Below are 18829 nucleotides of genomic sequence, written 5' to 3' on the forward strand. Positions count from 1 at the left end.
CTTTTTATAATTTATTAGATGAGGACTGGGCTATCCAGCCCTCACTTAAAAACAATTATTCACCACGCTGGGTGTTCAAATTCTGGGTAAAGCGGTCAATAATAATAGCCAGAATTACAATTCCAAGACCGGCCACAAAACCTGTACCTACGTCAGCACGCTGGAGTCCGGTAATAACCGTTTGCCCCAGCCCTTTGGCACCGATCATGGAAGCAATAACAACCATAGACAAAGCAAGCATAACCGTCTGGTTAATTCCTGCCATAATCGTTTTCTTAGCCATTGGCAATTGAACTTTAAATAATTTCTGCGTGTTCGTTGTACCAAAGGAATCAGATGCTTCGATTAATTCGTGAGACACCTGACGAATTCCCAGGTTAGTAAAACGCACTGTAGGCGGTGTCGCGAAAATAACGGATGCAGCTACCCCTGGAACCATTCCAATACTAAAGAATGCTACAGCCGGGATTAGATATACGAAGGCCGGCATCGTCTGCATAAAGTCCAGAATAGGTGTCAGGATTTTCTCCACAGTCGCGCTTTTGGCCATCCATATGCCAAAAGGAACACCGATAATGACAGAGATCAAACTGGCGAATATGACAAGTGTGAATGTATTCATTAGTTCTTCCCATAGTTCCTGGTTGGAAATGAACCACAGGCCTACAACCGAGAAGGCGGTTAAGCCCAGTTTCTTACCAGAGATAAAGAAAGCAATAACACCTACAACAATAATAAATAGCCAAATTGGAATATTCATTAACCAGTCTTCAGCAAACATTTCAATAAAATCGCCAAAGTCATTTTTTATAAAATCAAATAAAGGTTCAAATGTATCGGTAACCCACTCCGTAAAAGAGGATACCCAATCGGCTACAGGTATTTTAGGAATCAATTCCATTGAGATTCACCTCATTTCCAGCTAGTGCGGCAATTACTGCTCCTCGAACAATAATGCCTAATAATCTGTCGTTTTCTACGACGGCGACAGGGACCGGTGCATCATGAATCAGGTTGAAGATTTCCGACATGGATGTGTCTTTTTCAACTTTCAGAATGTCCGTACGCATAATCTCTTTCAGATCTTTCTGCTCATTTTTAACAGCCTCAGCCACATCATCGGCCATTACGTATCCATACAGCTTACGTTTGGCATCCGTAACGTAAATGCTTGAAAGGCCTTCCTTACGCATTCGCTCAAGTGCTGTTCTTGGCCCATGCTTCTGAACATCAACAGTTTCAGGACGTTTCATAATGTGTTCGGCCGTTAATACTTTGGAACGATCCACGTCTGCTACGAACTTCTCTACATAATCATTCGCCGGGTTGACCAGAATTTCTTCCGGCGTACCTATCTGAACAATTTTACCATCATTCATCAAGGCAATTCGATCTCCAATGCGGAGAGCCTCATCTAAATCGTGTGTAATGAATAGGATGGTTTTCTTCATTGTTTGCTGCAATTCCAGCAGCTCATCCTGCATCTCTTTTCTAATTAATGGATCTAAAGCTGAAAAGGCTTCGTCCATAAGCAGAACTTCAGGCTCGTTTGCTAAAGCACGGGCAAGTCCTACACGCTGCTGCATCCCGCCAGACAATTGCGACGGGAACTGATTAATATATCCGCCAAGTCCCACCATTTCTAACGACTCGCGAGCTTTTTTCTTTCTTTCTTCTTTATCGATGCCCTGAACCTCTAGACCAAATTCGGCATTTTCAAGGATTGTTCGGTGCGGAAACAAAGCAAAGCGCTGGAAAACCATGCTTAATTTTTGACGGCGGACTTCCCGAAGACTTTTACTATCCATTTTGGCTAAGTCCTGTCCATCAATATAAACGCTTCCCTCTGTCGGCTCAATCAGTCTATTGACCAATCGAACGAGCGTTGATTTACCACTTCCGGATAACCCCATAATTACGAAGATTTCTCCCTCTTCAACATTAAAGGAAGCCCGATTGACCCCTACGGTATTACCAGTTTTCTCCAGGATCTCCTCCTTGGATAAACCTTCGTCCAAATACTTGGTGGCTTTCTTAGCCTGCTTACCGAAGATTTTGGATAAGTTCTCAACTTGAATAATCGGCACGTCTATCACCTCTAGTTTTTATTATTATGGTACGTCTATGTCGAAATTTTATCCGCACTCATCTTTCCACCTTATAACTGTAACCTATTTGTAATAAATAGTTCAAACTATAAATTCATTTATTTTAGTTTGAAATTTACGTACAGTATAAACTTTACAGAATGATTTCAGTAATTTATTTTGAATTACTCTAAAATACTTCATTTTACTTGCTTATAGTGAATTTTCATTTTTATCCATATAATAGTAATGTGAATGTAGCAATGAATTGAAGGAGGATCTTATGGTATTAAAAGATCATCAATCACTGGAAGACATTCATACAAAAGTCATAACCGAATTCTCTAAAACCTTAGAAATGTTTGGATTAACACCCGCAGAAGCGAGATTATTCGTTACGATCTACATTAATCCTCATCCTATGACCCTCGATGAAATGAGTCAGGCTCTTGGTAAGAGCAAAACCTCCATGAGTACAGGTGTCCGTTCCTTGATAGATCAGGGGCTGGTGAACCGTGTATGGAAAAAAGGGGTACGCAAAGATTTGTTTCAAGCGAATAAAAGCATCTATAAAATTTTCATGTCCTCCTATATTAATAAGTGGCAGACGGCCACCAACGAACAGGAAACGAATTTAAAAAAAGTAGAAAATCAGCTAAAAAATCGTTATCGCGAGTTTTCCAGTGAGAAGCAGATGGAAGAAGCTGATCTTTTATATCAAAGGCTGGAACAAATGATAGGATTTCATGAAAATATATTGAAAACATTCCATAAATTGGACCCAAAATAGTCTTTATTTGTTGGAAGCTACTAAACAGGACGGAAAATATTAGAATTGCTTTACAAAAATAACATTCTTGCGCATTATCACTTTCAATATGTAAACAAACCTGTCACAATAGATGTAACCTATACGTAAAGAAGGTGAGATGATGAAGGAAAGAATTTCCAAGCGAGAAGCTATTTTTTATAGTCATAAAATGGCCCAGCTATCCAAGGCGCTTTGGAAAGCCATCGAAAAAGATTGGCAAGAATGGGCGAAGCCCTTTCAGCTCAACATCAATGAACACCATATTCTATGGATCGCCTATCATTTGAAAGGGGCCAGCATCTCTGAAATTTCCAAGTTTGGAGTCATGCATGTCTCTACAGCGTTTAACTTCTCAAAGAAACTTGAAAAACGCGGTCTCCTTCAATTTTCCAAGCGTGAGAATGATAAAAGGAATACGTATATAGAACTTACGGATGATGGTAACGAGCTTCTTGAGGCTACGTTAAGCGAATATAACCCGGAAGATAATTCTGTTCTTCGCGGTTCACTTCCAATGACGGAAATGTACGGTAAATTACCGGAATTTCTAGACTTATCCGCCCTCATAAAGGAAATTTACGGGGAAGAATATATGGAAATCCTTGAACGATCATTGGAAAACATTGAAGATGAAGCTTCCGTTCAAGAAGAGCCTGCTGATCTTGAAGACTTTAAAAACCAAACTAAATCTTCCTAATCATTTCCCTTCCATGAAGTCACCACTTCAGGAAGGGATTTTTTTGTCTGGGGAAATATTCAAAACATTTTTCCTGTTGCCTGACATAGACCATCTTTTTACAGGATGCGCGGAATTGCCCCTCCTCTTTAGATCTCTTCACGCTTTTAAACACCCTGTCACTATGCCATTCCTATCCTGCTGCTTAATTTTTCACAATTTTCCTACTTTAGTCTTTCATCTCTCCATAATTCTCTCCACGTTCAGCCCCACCATGGCGGTTTATAAAGCAATTATTTTTTTTACGAAAAACCTATTGCTTTTTCCTTGTAAAGGTACTATTATTCCAAATGTGCAAGTCAAACAAGAACGCATTATAAATACTAATTTTATATAAAATTATCGTAACTTACTCACACCAATTTCTGCAGTAAAGGGGGATTCTATGATGAATTGCTGGAAATCAGTGAACATCAATAAAGAATTCGGTCTCAATCGTGTTTATCTGATGTCATTTTTAACAGGACTACTGTCCTTTTTGTTACTATATCTTCCATTTTCCATGCTGCATGGCACGCATGATATGAAAGATCATGGCTTTCTGCCATTAATTGTTATTTTATTCTTTTTACCGGCTATACATCGGCTTATGCATATTTTGCCTTTAGTGCTGCTTTACAAGCGTTTTAGTGTAAAATTCAAATTCAGAAGAAGAATGCTGCCGACGTTCACTTACCAATGTAAATCTAAATTATCAAAACAGACATCCATGATGATGGCCTTAGCGCCGACTTTCTTTATTACGATTCCAACACTCATCATGAGCTGTGTTTTCCCTAATTACTTTGCATATTTGGTAATTTTTGCAGCAGTTAATATTGGATTATCATTTCCTGACTTTCTATATTTAAACTATTTTGCAAGAGCACCTAGAAAATGCGTGATCGAAAACGCTAAAGATGGCTACGATATTTTAATCCGTCAAAGAGAAGCGTAACCCTTTTAATTAAGCAGCTTGCACCCCTGTGTATCAGCTGCTTTTTATTTTTCACGCCTTTCTTCTGTTCAATTACTGGAAATTTTGATAGAGTAGTTTCATAGGGAATAAAGGAGGTACATCGTCATGGCATTCGGATTCATCTTGTATGCGCTCGTTATTTTATTCGTATTCAATTCACTCACTCATTCCTTATGCTTGAAAACAAAGATGTCGAATGAAAAGCAAACTCGCGTATTCCGGACTATCAATGTCCTCATTACAATATTACTCATATCTTCATATGTAGAAGTGCTTATAACACTTTAAACAGACAGGCCCGGTTGCCCATACAGCCCGGCCTGTTTTTTAGATTCGGCAGGTCGTAAACAGCCTGTCACAAATTTTTAATGAAGAATATGGCAGTCGCCAGTCATTCTGTGTTATATTTACTCATGGGCTTGAAGAAAACCTCTACGTTAACCATAATAAAATGTTTTATAGGAGTGTACGTGATATGAAAAAAATAGCAATTACAGCGGCTCTTGCAGCTAGCGTATTCACTTTATCTGCCTGTTCTTCCAATGCGGATGAATCAGAAACCGTAGTAGAAACCAGTGGCGGAAACGTAACCAAAGAAGAATTTTATCAGGAACTGAAAAGCAAGAACGGTGAACAAGTACTTCAGCAGCTTGTGATGAAAGAAGTTCTTGCCGATAAATATGAAGTATCCGACGAAGCCGTTAATAAAGAACTTGAAGCATTAAAAGAACAATACGGTGACCAGTTTGAAATGGTTCTGCAACAAAGTGGTTTTTCCGATGAAGAACAATTTAAAGAAACCATACGATTCAGCCTTCTTCAGGAAAAAGCAGCAGCTGAAGATGTAGACATTTCAGAAGAAGAAATGAAACAGTACTATGAACGTATGAAGACGGAAGTACAAGCGAGTCATATTTTAGTCTCAGACGAAGAAACGGCTAAAGAAGTAAAACAGAAGCTTGAAGATGGTGGCTCATTTGCCGAACTTGCCAAAGAATATTCGTCTGACGGATCTGCTCAGCAAGGCGGCGAACTAGGATGGTTTGGCCCAGGCAAAATGGCTCCGGAATTTGAAGAAGCAGCTTACGGTCTTGAAAAAGGTGAAGTCAGCGATCCAGTTAAAACTCAGTTCGGCTTCCATATTATTAAAGTGACTGACAAGCGTGACGCTGAAGATGTTAAGCCATACGAGGAAGCGAAAGAGGAAATTAAACGTACCCTTGTCAGCCAAAAGGTAGATCAGGCCAAACTTCAGGAAAAAATGAATAAAATGATGCAAGAAGCTGAAATTGATGTCAAGCTTGACGAATACAAAGATCTATTTAAACAGCAGGCAGAACCTGCACAAGCTGAAAATGGCTCTTCAGAGGAGAACAGCTCTACTGAAGAATAACATTCATTCTACAGCGAAAAAGTCCCTGATGTGTATAAACACCAGGGACTTTTTCATATTATTAACTTACATCATCACTTTTCTGTGTTGATTGCGTCTCTCTTTTTCTTCTTCCATACGAGTTAAATAAACTTGTCCTTCCTGCTCAATATGCTGCTGTTCCAGATGATATTCCGCTCGCATTGCTCGCAGAGCCATATAACCGCTAACAAATATAAACACAATACAAAAGAAGACCCAAATTGGAATTCCGAACAACATGGTTGTTTCCTCCCTATTCCATTTGTATCTATTCTATGAGCAGCATTTAATAAATATGAACAAGCTTAGAGATCCGCTTCTATTTAGTCTATTAAACTTACAGGACAAGCCTTGCCCATTCTACTTATCTTCAAACGAAGGTTTATAAAAAGCTCGCTGTTCCATTGGGTAAATCTTCTCCGTAAACTCGCCTGGAGCTGTTTTCTTCAAAGCTCTGTCCAGCATATTCATTCGTGCATCCAGCATATCGATGTGGTGTAAAAGCTCGGCTTCTCTAATTAAAGGCGGCCTTGGACTACCCCACTCGCTTTTTCCGTGATGGGAGAGAATCATATGCTGCAGAACCGTGACTTCTTCGCCTTCAATCTGAAGGTCATTAGCGACGATACGAACCTCTTCTGCCATGAGCGAGATATGGCCAATTAACTTTCCTTCCGTGGTATAAGACGGAGCCGTGGCATTGGAGAATTCTTTTATTTTGCCGAGATCATGCAGGATAATTCCAGCGTAAAGCAAATCTTTATCAATATCTGGATAGAGCTTACTCATCTCCTTCGCTATGTTCAGCATACTGACTATATGATGGGCGAGTCCCGATACATATTCATGATGATTTCTCACAGCTGCCGGATAACTGAGCAAATCTTCCTGATACTGTTTTACAAACTGGCGTGTGATGCGTTGAAAATTAGCATTTTGCATTTCAAAGATGGCCTCTGTAATCCTCTCCATCAACACTTCCTTATCCACCGGAGCTTTTTCAATAAAATCGTTATGAAAGACACCATCTGTGGGCTGGGAAGGCCGAATACTGTGGATTTTCAGTTGAGGCTTATTGCGAAACTGGCCTACTTCCCCAGTCACCTTCACTAGTTCTCCCTGTTGGAATACCCTCTCATCTTCCGAGCTTGCTTCCCAGAGTTTAGCATCAATTTCGCCGGTCTGATCTTTAAGCAGGAGGGTTAAGAATGGCTTGCCATTGCTTGCTACTCCTTTTACTGCCGTTTTTATTAATAGAAAGTAGTCAAATGAATCTCCGATTTGGTAGTGTGCTATTCCCTTTTTCAATCCTCCCACTTCCTTTCTTTGTTATTTTACAAGTTATTATCATCGATATTTCTTCAATAGATTGTTTCACTAAAGGGTCGGTTAGTTGAAGACTCGAGTTCGAGATAAATGGGGGCCGTTGCTATGAAAGAGAGATGGATGGCTACGGAAACAACTCGCTTTCCTGCGGGGGAACTGGCAAGCCTCCTCGTTCGTTTCACTCTCTGTGGGGTCTCGCCTAGCTCCTTCTCCCGCGGGAGTCTCCTTGTTTCCTTCGCCATCCTATGCTTGAAAAGCGAACGGCCCTTCTATAGGCGATAGAAAGGTGTTTGACCCGCCTCAAATGCTTCTATAGCAGGAGTTCCACAGACGTATACGCTTATTTAAAGTTGATCTCCATCATAAACCGGCGCGTTTCGAACAAGATTTCGAGCTCCATATATCGCAAGGTCCGGAGGGGGACGGTGAAGACTCCTGTGGGATGAACATGATCGGTAAGATCCCGGAAGGCGAAGCCTGAGGAAGCTTACCACAAATAGGAAGTTCGACTAAGACCGCCACATCCTGTGGCAACGTCGAACGACCCTGCGTCGTGCAGGGCCGGAAAGCGGAATCGTCCCCCGAAGGACTGTCCTCTCAACCTAAATATCTCGAAACTGAGTCTTCAAGTAATGGGAGCTTTTCTTTAATAGTCAAGGCGAAGGTATAATAGAGCCTATAACAAAGAAGCTGGACCCTTCCCTCAGCATGTGATTTTAGCTAATGGAATAATAAGCCAGCTTCTGTCTGTTCTTTATTTCTTTTTTTCCCGCTGATCAATCTTTGGAACATATTTAAAAATCTCACCGGATTCCACCACATGAATAAATTTAATTAACCATCGGTAATAATCCTGGGCATACTCCAGTCTGTATATGTCCTGATCAATTTTCTCCTGAAGTTCCTGATCAGCTGTGTTCTCTTTCAATTCTCTCAATTCTTCAAGAGCTTCATCAGCTTCTTCAATATTGGTTTCAGTATGGTGTTTCCAACGGCTGCTGAATAAAGAAGTAAAGGACTTGTACCAATCTTCTTCTGATTTATACAAGTCTTTACGTACCCCTTTTTTAAAAGACGGCTCCACCATCTTCATATCCGAAAGGGCCCGTACACCAGTGGACATACTGGTCTTGCTCATCGCCAGAGCTTCTCTCATATCATCAAGAGTCATTGGCTCCTCCGCAAAATATAAAACCCCGTATAAACGGCCGATTGAAGGAGTGATTCCGTACAAACTCATGTTTTTAGCAATCACTTGTATGAATTGTTCGATTGTCTCTTCATATTTATTCCATTCTTCGTTGTGTGTGTTTGGCAATGGAAACCCTCCATTTGCTATTTCCTCTTTATAATCTTAAAACATTTTATCACTAATGACAGTACTTTGCGACCTTATTCCCTATTTTACTAAAGTTTATGCTCCTCAGCACTTTGGAAACTACTGGAGAGATCGCTTCTCCATGTAAAAAGAATAGTCTGATGGTCGTTAGACATCTCTTCTATGATCTCCAGCATGACTGGGAGACGCTGCTCGTCAAAATGTACGAATGCATCATCTAAAAGAAAGGGAAGCCGGACAGTTTTGGCCATTACTTTTCCTAAGCTTAAGCGTAAGGACACATATAGCTGGTCCCTTGTTCCCCGGGAAAGCTCAAACACCTCATAAACCTTACCGTCATAGTCTTCTATCCTTAAAGCTTCACGCTCCTCAAGCAAGTGCACAGCCACATATTTACCGCTCGTTAAACGGGAAAAATACTTTCCTGCCTGTTCTAGAACTTGGGGTAAGTAAGTTTGTTTATACTTCTCTTTTGTTTTGTGAACCACATGTCCCGCCAACTGGTATTTAGCCCATTCAATGGCGAGGTCTTTAAGCTTCGATCGTTCCGCTTCGTAATGGTGAACCAGTTCAGAATATTGCCCGGAACTTTCTAAAGTCTTCAATTTACTTTTCGTATCAGCCACCTGCTGCTGCAGTTCCCGCTGCTCCTTCTCTTTATCCTGCCGTTTTTCTTTGATGGCATTCCATTGCACCTGCAACTCGGATTCATCAGGGGGATGCTGCCAGACAGCAAATTGCTTCTGCTCTTTTTCAGACAAAAGCCGGTGGATCTGCTGAATAAGTGAATGATGTCGAGCATTTTGCTCTCTTAAGGTTTCGGTCTGCTTTAGTCGAAGGTAAAATGCTTCTTCTGAGGGAACCCCAGCTTGATTGAATAAATCCTGACGCTTTTCATAGTAGACATGAAGTCTAGCGTTGATTTCTTTCAGCTGTTGTTCTGTCTGGGAGATTTGTTTGTTCACGGATGACAATTCGCTTTGAAGCTGCTGTTGCTGGTTTGCCCAGCTTCTCAGATCGCTCCATATATCAAGTGCCTCTTTGGAATCCGATTCCCAATTCAGACGCTCATAAAACCTTTTCAAGTCATGAAGAACACGTTGTATCCATTCCTCATGTTCTGTAATGGAGCGTTCCAGCTTTTCAATTTCCGACCACTTCTGCTTAGCCTGGGTTAGCCAGTGATATAATTTGTCCCAATGATCAATAGACAAAGATGCTAAAAATGGATAGAGGGTTTCCTGCTCCTGTATTCCAGCTTCAAGCCTTTTTTTCCGCTGATTCAGGTGTCTCCTTCTTTCTTCCAGGCGTATTTCTTCCTGGCTGACGTTTCGCTCCTGATCTTCCAGATGAGCACGTTCAGCTTTATCCTTTTCATGCTCAGAAAGCTTTTGCTGAATTTCCGATACGGAATGGACAGGTGCGGAAGGATTCTCTTTTACTGGTACCACCTTCTGCAAAGAGCGATGGCTCCGAAAAGCGCAATAAACAGTTATTCCACTCGCGAGCGTTGCTAAGAGACCTATTACCATAAGGGATGAAAGCAAAGCGATCGTCCATCCGGCTGTAAACAAGATCATGGTAACGACAATCCACATCAAGCGATAAACTTTCAATAACTGAGCCGGTGTATGTTCAGGAGAAGAAGCTCCAGTCTGACCGTGCATAGTTAACTGTTCTGAATAGCTTCTCACTTCGCTTTCATCCATCATCTTTTGTGCCAGGGATTCCTGACGCTTGTGAATGGAATGCTTTTCCACTTTCAGCTCAGAGTCCCATTCATCTAAACGAGCCTCTTCTTGATCAATCGATTTCGCTTCCTGTTTTAAACTGCTCCAAGTTTCTTCTATATAAAAAGGAAAAGAATAATCGTTCCACTCGTCGTCCTGAATAGGAACATGCATCTGCTGACGATCATACTCTAATTTCTCCTGAAGCTCAGCTTTTCTCTTCTTCCACTGCTCTATATCATAAGAGGCACGTTCAAAGCCAGCCTGTTTTTCAAGAAGAGATTCCGCTTCCTTCCAATCCTCTTCTGAGACGAGCTGCTGCTTAATAGCTTGCTGTCTCGATAACCATTCCTCCTGCTTTGTCTTTGTTACATGTTTTTCACTTTCCAATGGAAGAATAGCTTCTTTAATTTGCTGATAGCGCTCACGGCCTTCTTCCGGAAATGAACGATCCACATCAGCTTCATGCATTTCAGATTTTAGTTGATGGAATTCAAGGACGAGCGGTAGAGCTTTAGTCATTTGCTCTAAACTATACTGCTCGTTTCTTTTATCAGCAATCTCTTCGTTCGTTTCCTTCACCTGTTCGATCCATTTTATCAAGTCTGATTTTAATTTCTGGTAGGAGCCTTCTTCTTTTTCTGCCATGGCTTGTTTTCGATATAAATCCTCCACAACTTGAAGCTGCTGATTAAATTCCGGTTTTCTGCCCTTAGGTTTAAAAAGTTCCTGGCTCATTTTGTCCAGCCATTTTTCAGTCTGGTAAATTTGTTCCGAGCCAGTTAGTCCTATGTTTAATAGTACTTCTCCAATCTCACTCCCTTTTAATTGGTTCAGGTTTGTTAAGTCTTCGGCATTAAAACTATAAATGGAATCGTACACATTCCGGTTCATTCTGCCAAGCTGGTACTTAAGCCACTCTTCTCCTTCTTCCCTGCCGTCCTTCATGCGGCAGACGACTTTACCGTTATCTTTTTCATGCAGCCTTTCAATCCCTACCTCTCCGAACTCGCTAGTGGACACGATCAGCTTTCCACCTACCGATCCCCCGCTTTTAGGACGATAAGATTCGCGTTCCTTTGGAGGGAGTCCAAAGAGGATAAAGAGAATAAACTGATACAGTGTAGATTTGCCAGCTTCATTCTGGCCGGTTATGAGCGTAACCTGCTCGTTCTCAAGCTTTATAGAATGGTCCTTCCATCTTCCAAATCCATAAATATGGATTTCTTTAATCTTCATGAGTGCTCACCCTCTTTTGTTAACAGCCGGTTCAATGTGAGTGTTTTTGCTGCCCCAATGATTTCCTGTTTTTCTTCGTGGGAAAGCGCATCTAAGAACCTGGAAGCCTTCCGGTGTCGAAATAAAGCGGACAGGCAATCCTCTAATTCTTCTTCTCCCAGTCCATCCATTTCTCTAAGCAGTTCACCGGTAAAATGCTCACCTTTTCTTAGATCTTCTTCATCCTGTAACGGCTTATCTTCAATACGGACGCGATCGATCCACACCCATTGATCTTCTTCCCCTTCATCTTCATTCATAAGCTCTATCCAATCTAAAAGCACTCCCTCAGACTGCCATTTCTTAAGACGCCCATGAGTAGAAGTAAGAATAACTTCCAGCATGACGCCCCCCTCATTTCGTTGTACCAATGATTTAGCTTCATCCAGGACTTTTTCAAGGTCTTGAGGAGTACCCATGCTTTCCCCTGAAAGAGATATGGTGTCATACACGAAACTCTGCAGAGGCAGGAATGTTTTTTTCCACTCCCCTTTATCATAATCAATCAAGTAACAGCCTTTTTCACCCGATTCCTTCCTTGAACGTCCCTGAATATTCCCAGGATAGACAATCGGTGGATCTTCCGATAAGAACTGACGTTTATGGATATGACCAAGCGCCCAATAATCCATTTGCTTCTCATACAGTTCTTCCAGACGGAACGGGGCATACACATCGTGTTCGGTATTTGTATCGAGACTTCCATGAAGCATAGCGATATGCAGAGGAGCTCCACCTTCGCGGATATACTCATTCACCTTACGATCTGTGACCTTCTTCTCCACGTAGCTGAAACCATATAGATTAGCCAGCGCCTCTCCCTTTTTCTTATATGTAAAAGCTGCTACATCCTGAGAAGAAAATATATGTACATTTTCGGGAAAATCAATGGGGTAATGAGCCCCTTGTAAAAAATCATGATTTCCATAACTGACATACACCTGTACAGCATGATCGCGCAGCCTTTCAAAGCCTTTTCTCAAGTGTATTTGAGCTTTCAGACTTCTCATTTCCTCATTGAATAAATCACCAACAATTAAAACGAAATCTACCTGAGACCGGATAGCGGCATCGATAAGCCGGTCAAAAGCTTCGAAGGTACTCATTCTTAAACGTTCTAACAGCGCTTTAGATACATGACTTTTACTTTTAAACAAACTGTCCAGATGTAAATCTGCCGCATGAATAAATCGAAGCTTTTCTAGCATATCCTCACCTCTCTTTATCTATTTTCCTTTATTTTAACAAAGGTATATTTCGAATGCACGTTCGCCTTTTTAATTTCTATTTTTATCTAGGCACTGCTTTTACAGGGAACCTGACTATTTCGTTGCGAAAAGTTGATATTTGCGAGGTGAATCTTCTTTTTAAGTGATCAACCCGCCCTGTATCATGCTAGTAGTGATCCTCTTCCTCCTGTCCATAAGTGTATAGTTAACGAAGGAAATAGAAAACCGCGCTCCCATTTCGGAAACGCGGATTGGTTCTATTTTTCCTTTTTAGAAAGCTGCAAAGCTGTTTTCAAATCCTTCAAGGATGAAGACTTTCCATACATGAGGACTCCACCCCGATAAATGCGTGCTCCCAGGAAGGCAAGCAAGGCAATGGAACCAATTAGTATTCCGATGGAAAGCAGCACTTCCCAAATCGGTATATCGAGCATCCCCACCCGCAGAAACATGGTCAGGGGAGCGAAAAATGGAAAGTAGGAACTGATGGTGATAAAAGCAGCATCCGGCTGCGCAAGGCCAAACATAGAAATAAGAAATGCAGCAATAACCAGCATCATCATAGGGGCTACGATTTGCTGGGCATCTTCAAGCCGACTGACTAGTGAACCCAGCGTGGCGGCGAGTGTAGCGTATAGCAAATAACCAAGCACAAAGAATACAAGGGCGTATACCACAGTTAAAGGATCTACATTTGTGAGCCCGAATGATTCAAGCAACGAGCCGGTTCCGGAATTTTTGCTTTGTTGAATACCTAAATAACCTACCAGAATAAAAATCCCGTACTGCGTCAACCCAACCAGAGCAATGCCGATAATCTTGGCAAACATCTGTTTTACAGGAGATACACTTGAAATCAGAATTTCCATAACCCGGCTGGATTTTTCAGTGGCTACTTCAGTTGAAATCATATTGCCATACATCATCACAGCAAAATACATGAAAAACAGCATAACATAGACGAGACCTCGTGTCTGGTTCAGCTCCTCCGCCGTTTTCGCACTTTCTTCAAGTGCATTTAATTCAAAGGCTACAGGAGCCGAAATCTGTTGAAGGACTTCATCATTCACGTTCGCTCTTTCGGTAATAATTTGAACTTTAAGCTGCTGGAGAGCCTGCCTGATCGGTTCACTCGTTCCTGTATTTGCAACCTGATTGGCATAATAATCAGCTTGAGGCAGGCCATTCTCTGCTTCTTCAAGAACCGTAACGGATTGAAAATCTCCCGCTTCCACCTTCTCTTGTGCCTCTTCCAGACTTCCACTGTAGGCTTCAACAGCCACTTCCTGATTTGTCCCCAACTGCTGCTTAATGGATTCAATCCAATCTTCGTTCTCAGCAATCATGGCAACCGTCTTTTCTTCTTCGTCACTACTAAAAGAATTAATAATTTGCTGTAAATTTGTCAGTCCAAAAATAATAAGCACTGTAATGATCGTGGTAATTAGAAACGATTTTGATTTTACACGGTTCCGATAGGTGTGCCCCATCATAATGAAGAACTTATTCATAAGAAGCCCCCACCTTCTCAATAAAGATATCGTTCAAAGTCGGCTCCTCCAGGTCAAACGTGCGGACAAACCCTTTTCCTTGCAGTTCTCGGAAAACTTCCTGTGAAATGCTTTCGGATTCTACTTCCAGTTCACAACCGTCCTGCACAGGCTTATATTTGGTTACGCCAGGAATTTGCTCCAGGTAAGTTGTGTCAAAGTCCGCATGCACACGGATGTTCTTTTTGCCAAAGGAACGCTTAATATCTTTCAAACGTCCACGAACCACCGGGGTTCCGTGATGAAGGATACATAGATACTCACAAAGCTCCTCCACATGCTCCATTCGGTGAGAAGAAAAAACAATGGACGTTCCCGATTCTTTCAAGTCCACGACCGCTTTCTTCAACATTTCTACATTTACTGGATCAAGGCCTGAAAAAGGCTCATCCAATATGAGCAATTTAGGTTTATGTAACACAGCTGAGATAAATTGAATCTTTTGCTGGTTTCCCTTGGACAGTTCCTCTACTTTTTTATTTTTATATTCAGGTACTTTGAATCGCTCCAGCCAATAATCCAGTTCTTTTATCGTCTCAGTTTTGTTCATCCCTCGTAGTTTAGCTAAGTAAATAAGTTGTTCCTGCACTTTTAATTTCGGATAAAGTCCTCTTTCCTCTGGTAAGTAACCAATCAAATGGCTTTGGTCATATCCGATCGATCCCTCGTTCCAGGAGATGGACCCTTTTGTTTGATCCAGAAGTCCAAGAATCATACGAAAGGTCGTGGTTTTTCCTGCTCCGTTAGCCCCCAGAAAGCCAAAAATCTGCTTTTCGGGAATCTCCAGCGATAAATCATCGACCGCTGTAAATGATCCGAATTTCTTAGTTACATTCTCTAGTCGTAAAGTCATCCTCTGCACCCCTCTCTTTCTAATTCTACTACGAAAAGCCCACCGTTTAGTTTCATTTAATTAAAAAATTTTCTAGAAGGCAGGAATTTCATTCATCAATCGCTAATGTAAAATAATGAACACTTATTCAGTTCAAGGAGGAAATAGTTGTGAAGACGTATTTTTTAACCGTATTTAAGAGTGATGGCACGAATGTGCTGGATGAGACCTTCCAGGCGGAAAATGATGATGAAGCAAAAAAAATAGGGCAGGAAAGATTAGCAGAAGAAGGGTACAGTGAACAGACTCATCGCTGTGTTGCACCTGAGGGACACCTGGTTTTGTTTCACAGATAACAATTGCCCGCTATTCATTAAACCTGTCATAACCGTAATAGTCTCACGTAAAAAAGCCGCGCTTATCTGCGCGGCTTTTTTTATTCTCCCTTAAAATTAGGCTGTCTTTTTTCTTTAAATGCTTTTACACCTTCATGATGATCGTCTGTCTGTTTCATATCCCACTGGGCTTTGCGTTCCTTTGAAAGGTAAAGCATTAATTGATCAAGTCCATACTGATGATAAATCTCCTTCGTCGCAATCATGGATTTTAAAGGACGCCTGCTCCATTTCTTAGCGAGTTCATGAGCTTCTTCCTGCACGGATCCGTTCACAACGATATCCACCAGTTTGTGGTCATACGCCTCTTTGGCCCTCATCTGTTCTCCTTTCCAGGCAAATTGCTTCGCCTGGTGAGTCCCTAGACGCTGCTGGAGCCAAAAGTGAGCCCCTCCATCCGGAATAAGACCAATGCCAATGAAATTCATTGAAATCGTAGCATCCGGCTCCGCCACTACGTAATCCGCTGCAAGAGCTATGCTTAACCCAAGCCCTACTGCTGGACCATGGATGGCCGAGACTACGATTTTCGGCATGGTATAGATGGAAGACACGATGGTTTCAATATGGTTCATTACCTCATCATATTGTTTTGCATCACTCACAGTGTCCATCATGCTAAGATCTCCGCCGGCGCAGAAGCCATCTCCTTTTCCAGAGAGCACCACTACCTGTCCTTCATATTCTTTAACCTGTTGAATCGCTTCGGCGAATTCCTTCAGCATTTCTGCATCCAAGGCATTGTATTTCTCACCACGGGCTATCTTCAAATGGACCACATTGTCTATTTCTTCAATAACGAAATATTTCATTCTCAAACCCCTTTATAAAAATTCTCTCTCTTTATTCTATTTCTCCATTTGTAAGAATTTTCCCTGCACAAAACGACATAAAACTGGAGATAGAGACACAAGTATGCAGGAGGTCTCCCCTCCCCGTTCTATTAATGAATACACCATAAAAAAAGCCACCCTCGAGGAGGATGACTTTTTTATTATTGCTGTGGCTCTTCCGGATTTCCGTAAAGCTCTTCCAACGGCTTAGTGATGATTTTACTAACATCATTGATAACCGTGTTCAAGCGCTGCTCTTCTTCCATCAGTTTAGAAATCTGAGGGTGCTGTTGAACAAGTTCAACAACTTTACGAGCTTCTTCAACTTCTTCTTCAGAAATCTCTTCACCTTGCATTTGTTTCTGTTGAAGAGTTACTTGGGTCTGACGGAAATCTTCAAACATTTTTTTAGCAGCTTCATCATTCATAACTGCTTCGTAAGCTTCTTTCAAGCTTGTGAATTCCTCACTGTTTCTAATTGCTTTTTCAAGATCATACGCGTGATCGTAGATATTAGACATAATTAAAAGCCTCCTAAATGGTTTCGTTCTTTGACTCCTACACCACTATAACAAACTGAAGATGTGATGTATAGGAATCCCTATTTATCCGAGAAATAAAACAATTAAACCCTGCAGCAATCCAATTAGACCACCAAGCAATGCCCCTAGATATGTGATCATTTTGAATTCCCGCCGGGAGATTCCAAGAACCATTTCCTCCAGCCGATCAACCTGAAAAGCTTCCACTTCTTCCTGTACAATTTCTGAAAGGTGCATGGATTCCATCATACTTTCCATCTTACCGGATAATAGAACGCTTGCCTTCTTAACGAGAAGAGGCACGAATTCCTGAAGAATTTTATGCTGATAAGGTTTGGACCATTCCGCTACCGTTTTCTGAAGCCATTCTTCAAGCGGAAGGGCTTTCGCGACGGCTTGCCCTAATGTATGACCAACGGCCGTTCGCCCGATCTTATCTTCATAAAACCCTACAGGCTGCTTCATCGCCCGCTGTAGTTCGGACTGAAGCATGCCCCTGAGCCAGTAAGTCATTTCTTTATCTGAAACGTAACGAATAATCGCAGGGTAGATGCGCTCTGTAATCCCGTCCGGTCCCATAAAAGAGGAAATCATATTTCCAAGAAACCCTTGGTTATCCAGATAATTGTCTATTAGTGCAGTTACTTTATATCTGCCTTCTGGACTTTGAAAGTACAATGTAACCTGCTCTTGAATATGATCAGCCAGCTGATCCGCTCCCACCTCAATTTTTTCTTTCCATTCATAGGAGAGGAGATTTTCCAAGGTTTCTTCCCGGTAGTTATCCATTACAGAATGATAGCGATTCTCTACCCAGCTGGAAATCGACTGTTCAAGATGAATCGTATTCATGTCCAGGTCAAGTTCCTCAAGCATCTCTTGAAGAGTGGCCGGATGGTTAAGTATTTTCTCAATCTCTTCTTGAGCCCATTCCGTCATTTGGGTTTGGAAAGCAGGCCGTTCCAGTTTACGACGCAGACCTTCTGCGGTCAGTAAATGCTCGACCACCATTCGCCCCAATTGTCTGGCGAGTTCTTTCTGTCTCTTTGGAATCAATCCAGGGGTGAAAGGCAGGCGGAAATTCTTAATATACAACGCACGATAAGGTCGAAAAAGCATCTTTATAGCAAGGGAGTTGGTCAGTCCTCCGATTAACGCACCGATTCCTATCATCATTAACACGAGCAATACAGGATTCATGGGTACAACCTCTCTTTATTTAATCTCACCCAAGTATAAGACATTTCAAGGGTTGTGCCAATTTTTATGTAAAAAATCCGCCTGCTTATCATTTCCTTTAGCTTTAGCTCTAATAAATATCGATATTGTTTTTTGCGGAAAAACTCCTATTACTTTAAGACTCAGTTTCGAGATAAGTGGGTCCGTTACTTTTTGTGGAAGAGGGCTGGCGGGGAAATAACTCGTCTTGTTCTATCACCCAGACACTCGAGACATAAGCCGTTCATCAACGGACGGAAAGACCACCGTCCTTTTGATGCTCGGCTTATGCTGGTCGTGTCTTGCGGGGTGATGCCACATTTGAACACTTTCCTATGGCTCTACACGACGCAGGGCCGGAAAGCGAGCCGTTCCCTGGAGCCCCTTCTCCACACAATATCTCGGAACTGAGTCTTCAACTATCCGGCCCTCTTCTTAAATAAGCGTCCTATGGGCAATCATTACATTATATAGGAAATATAAAAATCCATGAGGGCATCTTTTGAAACCTTCATGGTTCTTTTATTACGGGACAAACTAATAAGGGAGGT

Annotated in this window: 18 protein-coding genes; 6 read left to right on the forward strand and 12 right to left on the reverse strand. The window is 41.7% G+C overall.

The features are described from left to right. Positions 1-55 precede the first annotated feature (55 nt). Together LCM11_RS15325 and proV are read right to left on the reverse strand one after the other, a co-directional pair. Entirely contained in the window at positions 56-901 is an 846-nt protein-coding gene (locus tag LCM11_RS15325; protein ID WP_224895147.1) for an ABC transporter permease, read from the reverse strand. Continuing rightward, positions 885-2087 (reverse strand): glycine betaine/L-proline ABC transporter ATP-binding protein ProV, encoded by a 1203-nt coding sequence (proV, locus tag LCM11_RS15330; RefSeq protein WP_224895148.1) that lies wholly within the window; start codon positions 2085-2087, stop codon positions 885-887. The genes LCM11_RS15325 and proV overlap by 17 nt, the downstream gene beginning before the upstream one ends. 283 nt (positions 2088-2370) lie before the next feature. On the opposite strand from proV, the gene LCM11_RS15335 reads away from it, so the two are divergent. From LCM11_RS15335 to LCM11_RS15355, 5 genes are all read left to right on the forward strand, one after another. Continuing rightward, entirely contained in the window at positions 2371-2877 is a 507-nt protein-coding gene (locus LCM11_RS15335; protein ID WP_224895149.1) for a GbsR/MarR family transcriptional regulator, read from the forward strand. A gap of 142 nt (positions 2878-3019) precedes the next feature. Then, entirely contained in the window at positions 3020-3595 is a 576-nt protein-coding gene (locus tag LCM11_RS15340; RefSeq protein WP_224895151.1) for an HTH-type transcriptional regulator Hpr, read from the forward strand. Positions 3596-4022: 427 nt separating this feature from the next. Further along, on the forward strand, positions 4023-4571 hold the full coding sequence (locus tag LCM11_RS15345) for a DUF3267 domain-containing protein (protein ID WP_224895152.1): 549 nt from the start codon (positions 4023-4025) through the stop codon (positions 4569-4571). A 126-nt stretch (positions 4572-4697) separates the two neighbouring features. Beyond that, positions 4698-4880 (forward strand): hypothetical protein, encoded by a 183-nt coding sequence (locus LCM11_RS15350; protein WP_041601224.1) that lies wholly within the window; start codon positions 4698-4700, stop codon positions 4878-4880. Between the two features lie 187 nt (positions 4881-5067). Continuing rightward, entirely contained in the window at positions 5068-5985 is a 918-nt protein-coding gene (locus LCM11_RS15355; RefSeq protein ID WP_224895153.1) for a peptidylprolyl isomerase, read from the forward strand. A 66-nt stretch (positions 5986-6051) separates the two neighbouring features. On the opposite strand, the gene LCM11_RS15360 is transcribed toward LCM11_RS15355, so the two are convergent. From LCM11_RS15360 to LCM11_RS15390, 7 genes are all read right to left on the reverse strand, one after another. Then, a complete protein-coding gene (locus tag LCM11_RS15360; RefSeq protein ID WP_224895155.1) occupies positions 6052-6246 on the reverse strand; it encodes a sporulation YhaL family protein in 195 nt (64 codons plus the stop codon). A gap of 120 nt (positions 6247-6366) precedes the next feature. Continuing rightward, positions 6367-7314, reverse strand: coding sequence for a 3'-5' exoribonuclease YhaM (gene yhaM, locus LCM11_RS15365; protein ID WP_224895157.1), 948 nt, complete (start codon positions 7312-7314; stop codon positions 6367-6369). A 772-nt stretch (positions 7315-8086) separates the two neighbouring features. Beyond that, positions 8087-8650, reverse strand: a complete 564-nt coding sequence (locus LCM11_RS15370) for a GbsR/MarR family transcriptional regulator (RefSeq protein ID WP_224895158.1) — start codon at positions 8648-8650, stop codon at positions 8087-8089. Between the two features lie 89 nt (positions 8651-8739). Beyond that, a complete protein-coding gene (locus tag LCM11_RS15375) occupies positions 8740-11640 on the reverse strand; it encodes an ATP-binding protein (protein WP_224895160.1) in 2901 nt (966 codons plus the stop codon). Continuing rightward, complete coding sequence (locus LCM11_RS15380) at positions 11637-12887, reverse strand: metallophosphoesterase family protein (RefSeq protein WP_224895161.1); 1251 nt, start codon at positions 12885-12887, stop codon at positions 11637-11639. Before LCM11_RS15380 ends, LCM11_RS15375 begins: the two co-directional genes overlap by 4 nt. 278 nt (positions 12888-13165) lie before the next feature. Next, entirely contained in the window at positions 13166-14419 is a 1254-nt protein-coding gene (locus LCM11_RS15385; protein WP_224895163.1) for an ABC transporter permease, read from the reverse strand. Beyond that, entirely contained in the window at positions 14412-15311 is a 900-nt protein-coding gene (locus LCM11_RS15390; protein ID WP_224895164.1) for an ABC transporter ATP-binding protein, read from the reverse strand. The genes LCM11_RS15385 and LCM11_RS15390 overlap by 8 nt, the downstream gene beginning before the upstream one ends. A gap of 149 nt (positions 15312-15460) precedes the next feature. Between LCM11_RS15390 and LCM11_RS15395 the strand changes: the two genes are divergently transcribed. Beyond that, positions 15461-15646 carry a YhzD family protein gene (locus LCM11_RS15395; RefSeq protein WP_224895165.1) on the forward strand — a complete coding sequence of 62 codons (186 nt, stop codon included), beginning with the start codon at positions 15461-15463 and terminating at the stop codon, positions 15644-15646. An 80-nt stretch (positions 15647-15726) separates the two neighbouring features. Here LCM11_RS15395 and LCM11_RS15400 read toward each other — a convergent pair whose 3' ends face one another. From LCM11_RS15400 to LCM11_RS15410, 3 genes are all read right to left on the reverse strand, one after another. Beyond that, positions 15727-16497 carry an enoyl-CoA hydratase gene (locus tag LCM11_RS15400; RefSeq protein ID WP_224895166.1) on the reverse strand — a complete coding sequence of 257 codons (771 nt, stop codon included), beginning with the start codon at positions 16495-16497 and terminating at the stop codon, positions 15727-15729. Positions 16498-16679: 182 nt separating this feature from the next. After that, positions 16680-17039 carry a YlbF family regulator gene (locus LCM11_RS15405; RefSeq protein WP_014642448.1) on the reverse strand — a complete coding sequence of 120 codons (360 nt, stop codon included), beginning with the start codon at positions 17037-17039 and terminating at the stop codon, positions 16680-16682. Positions 17040-17123: 84 nt separating this feature from the next. Beyond that, entirely contained in the window at positions 17124-18260 is a 1137-nt protein-coding gene (locus LCM11_RS15410; protein WP_224895168.1) for a DUF445 domain-containing protein, read from the reverse strand. Positions 18261-18829: the final 569 nt, after the last annotated feature.

The organism is Halobacillus halophilus (genome assembly GCF_020171985.1).
GTDB classification, from domain to species: domain Bacteria; phylum Bacillota; class Bacilli; order Bacillales; family Halobacillaceae; genus Halobacillus; species Halobacillus halophilus_A.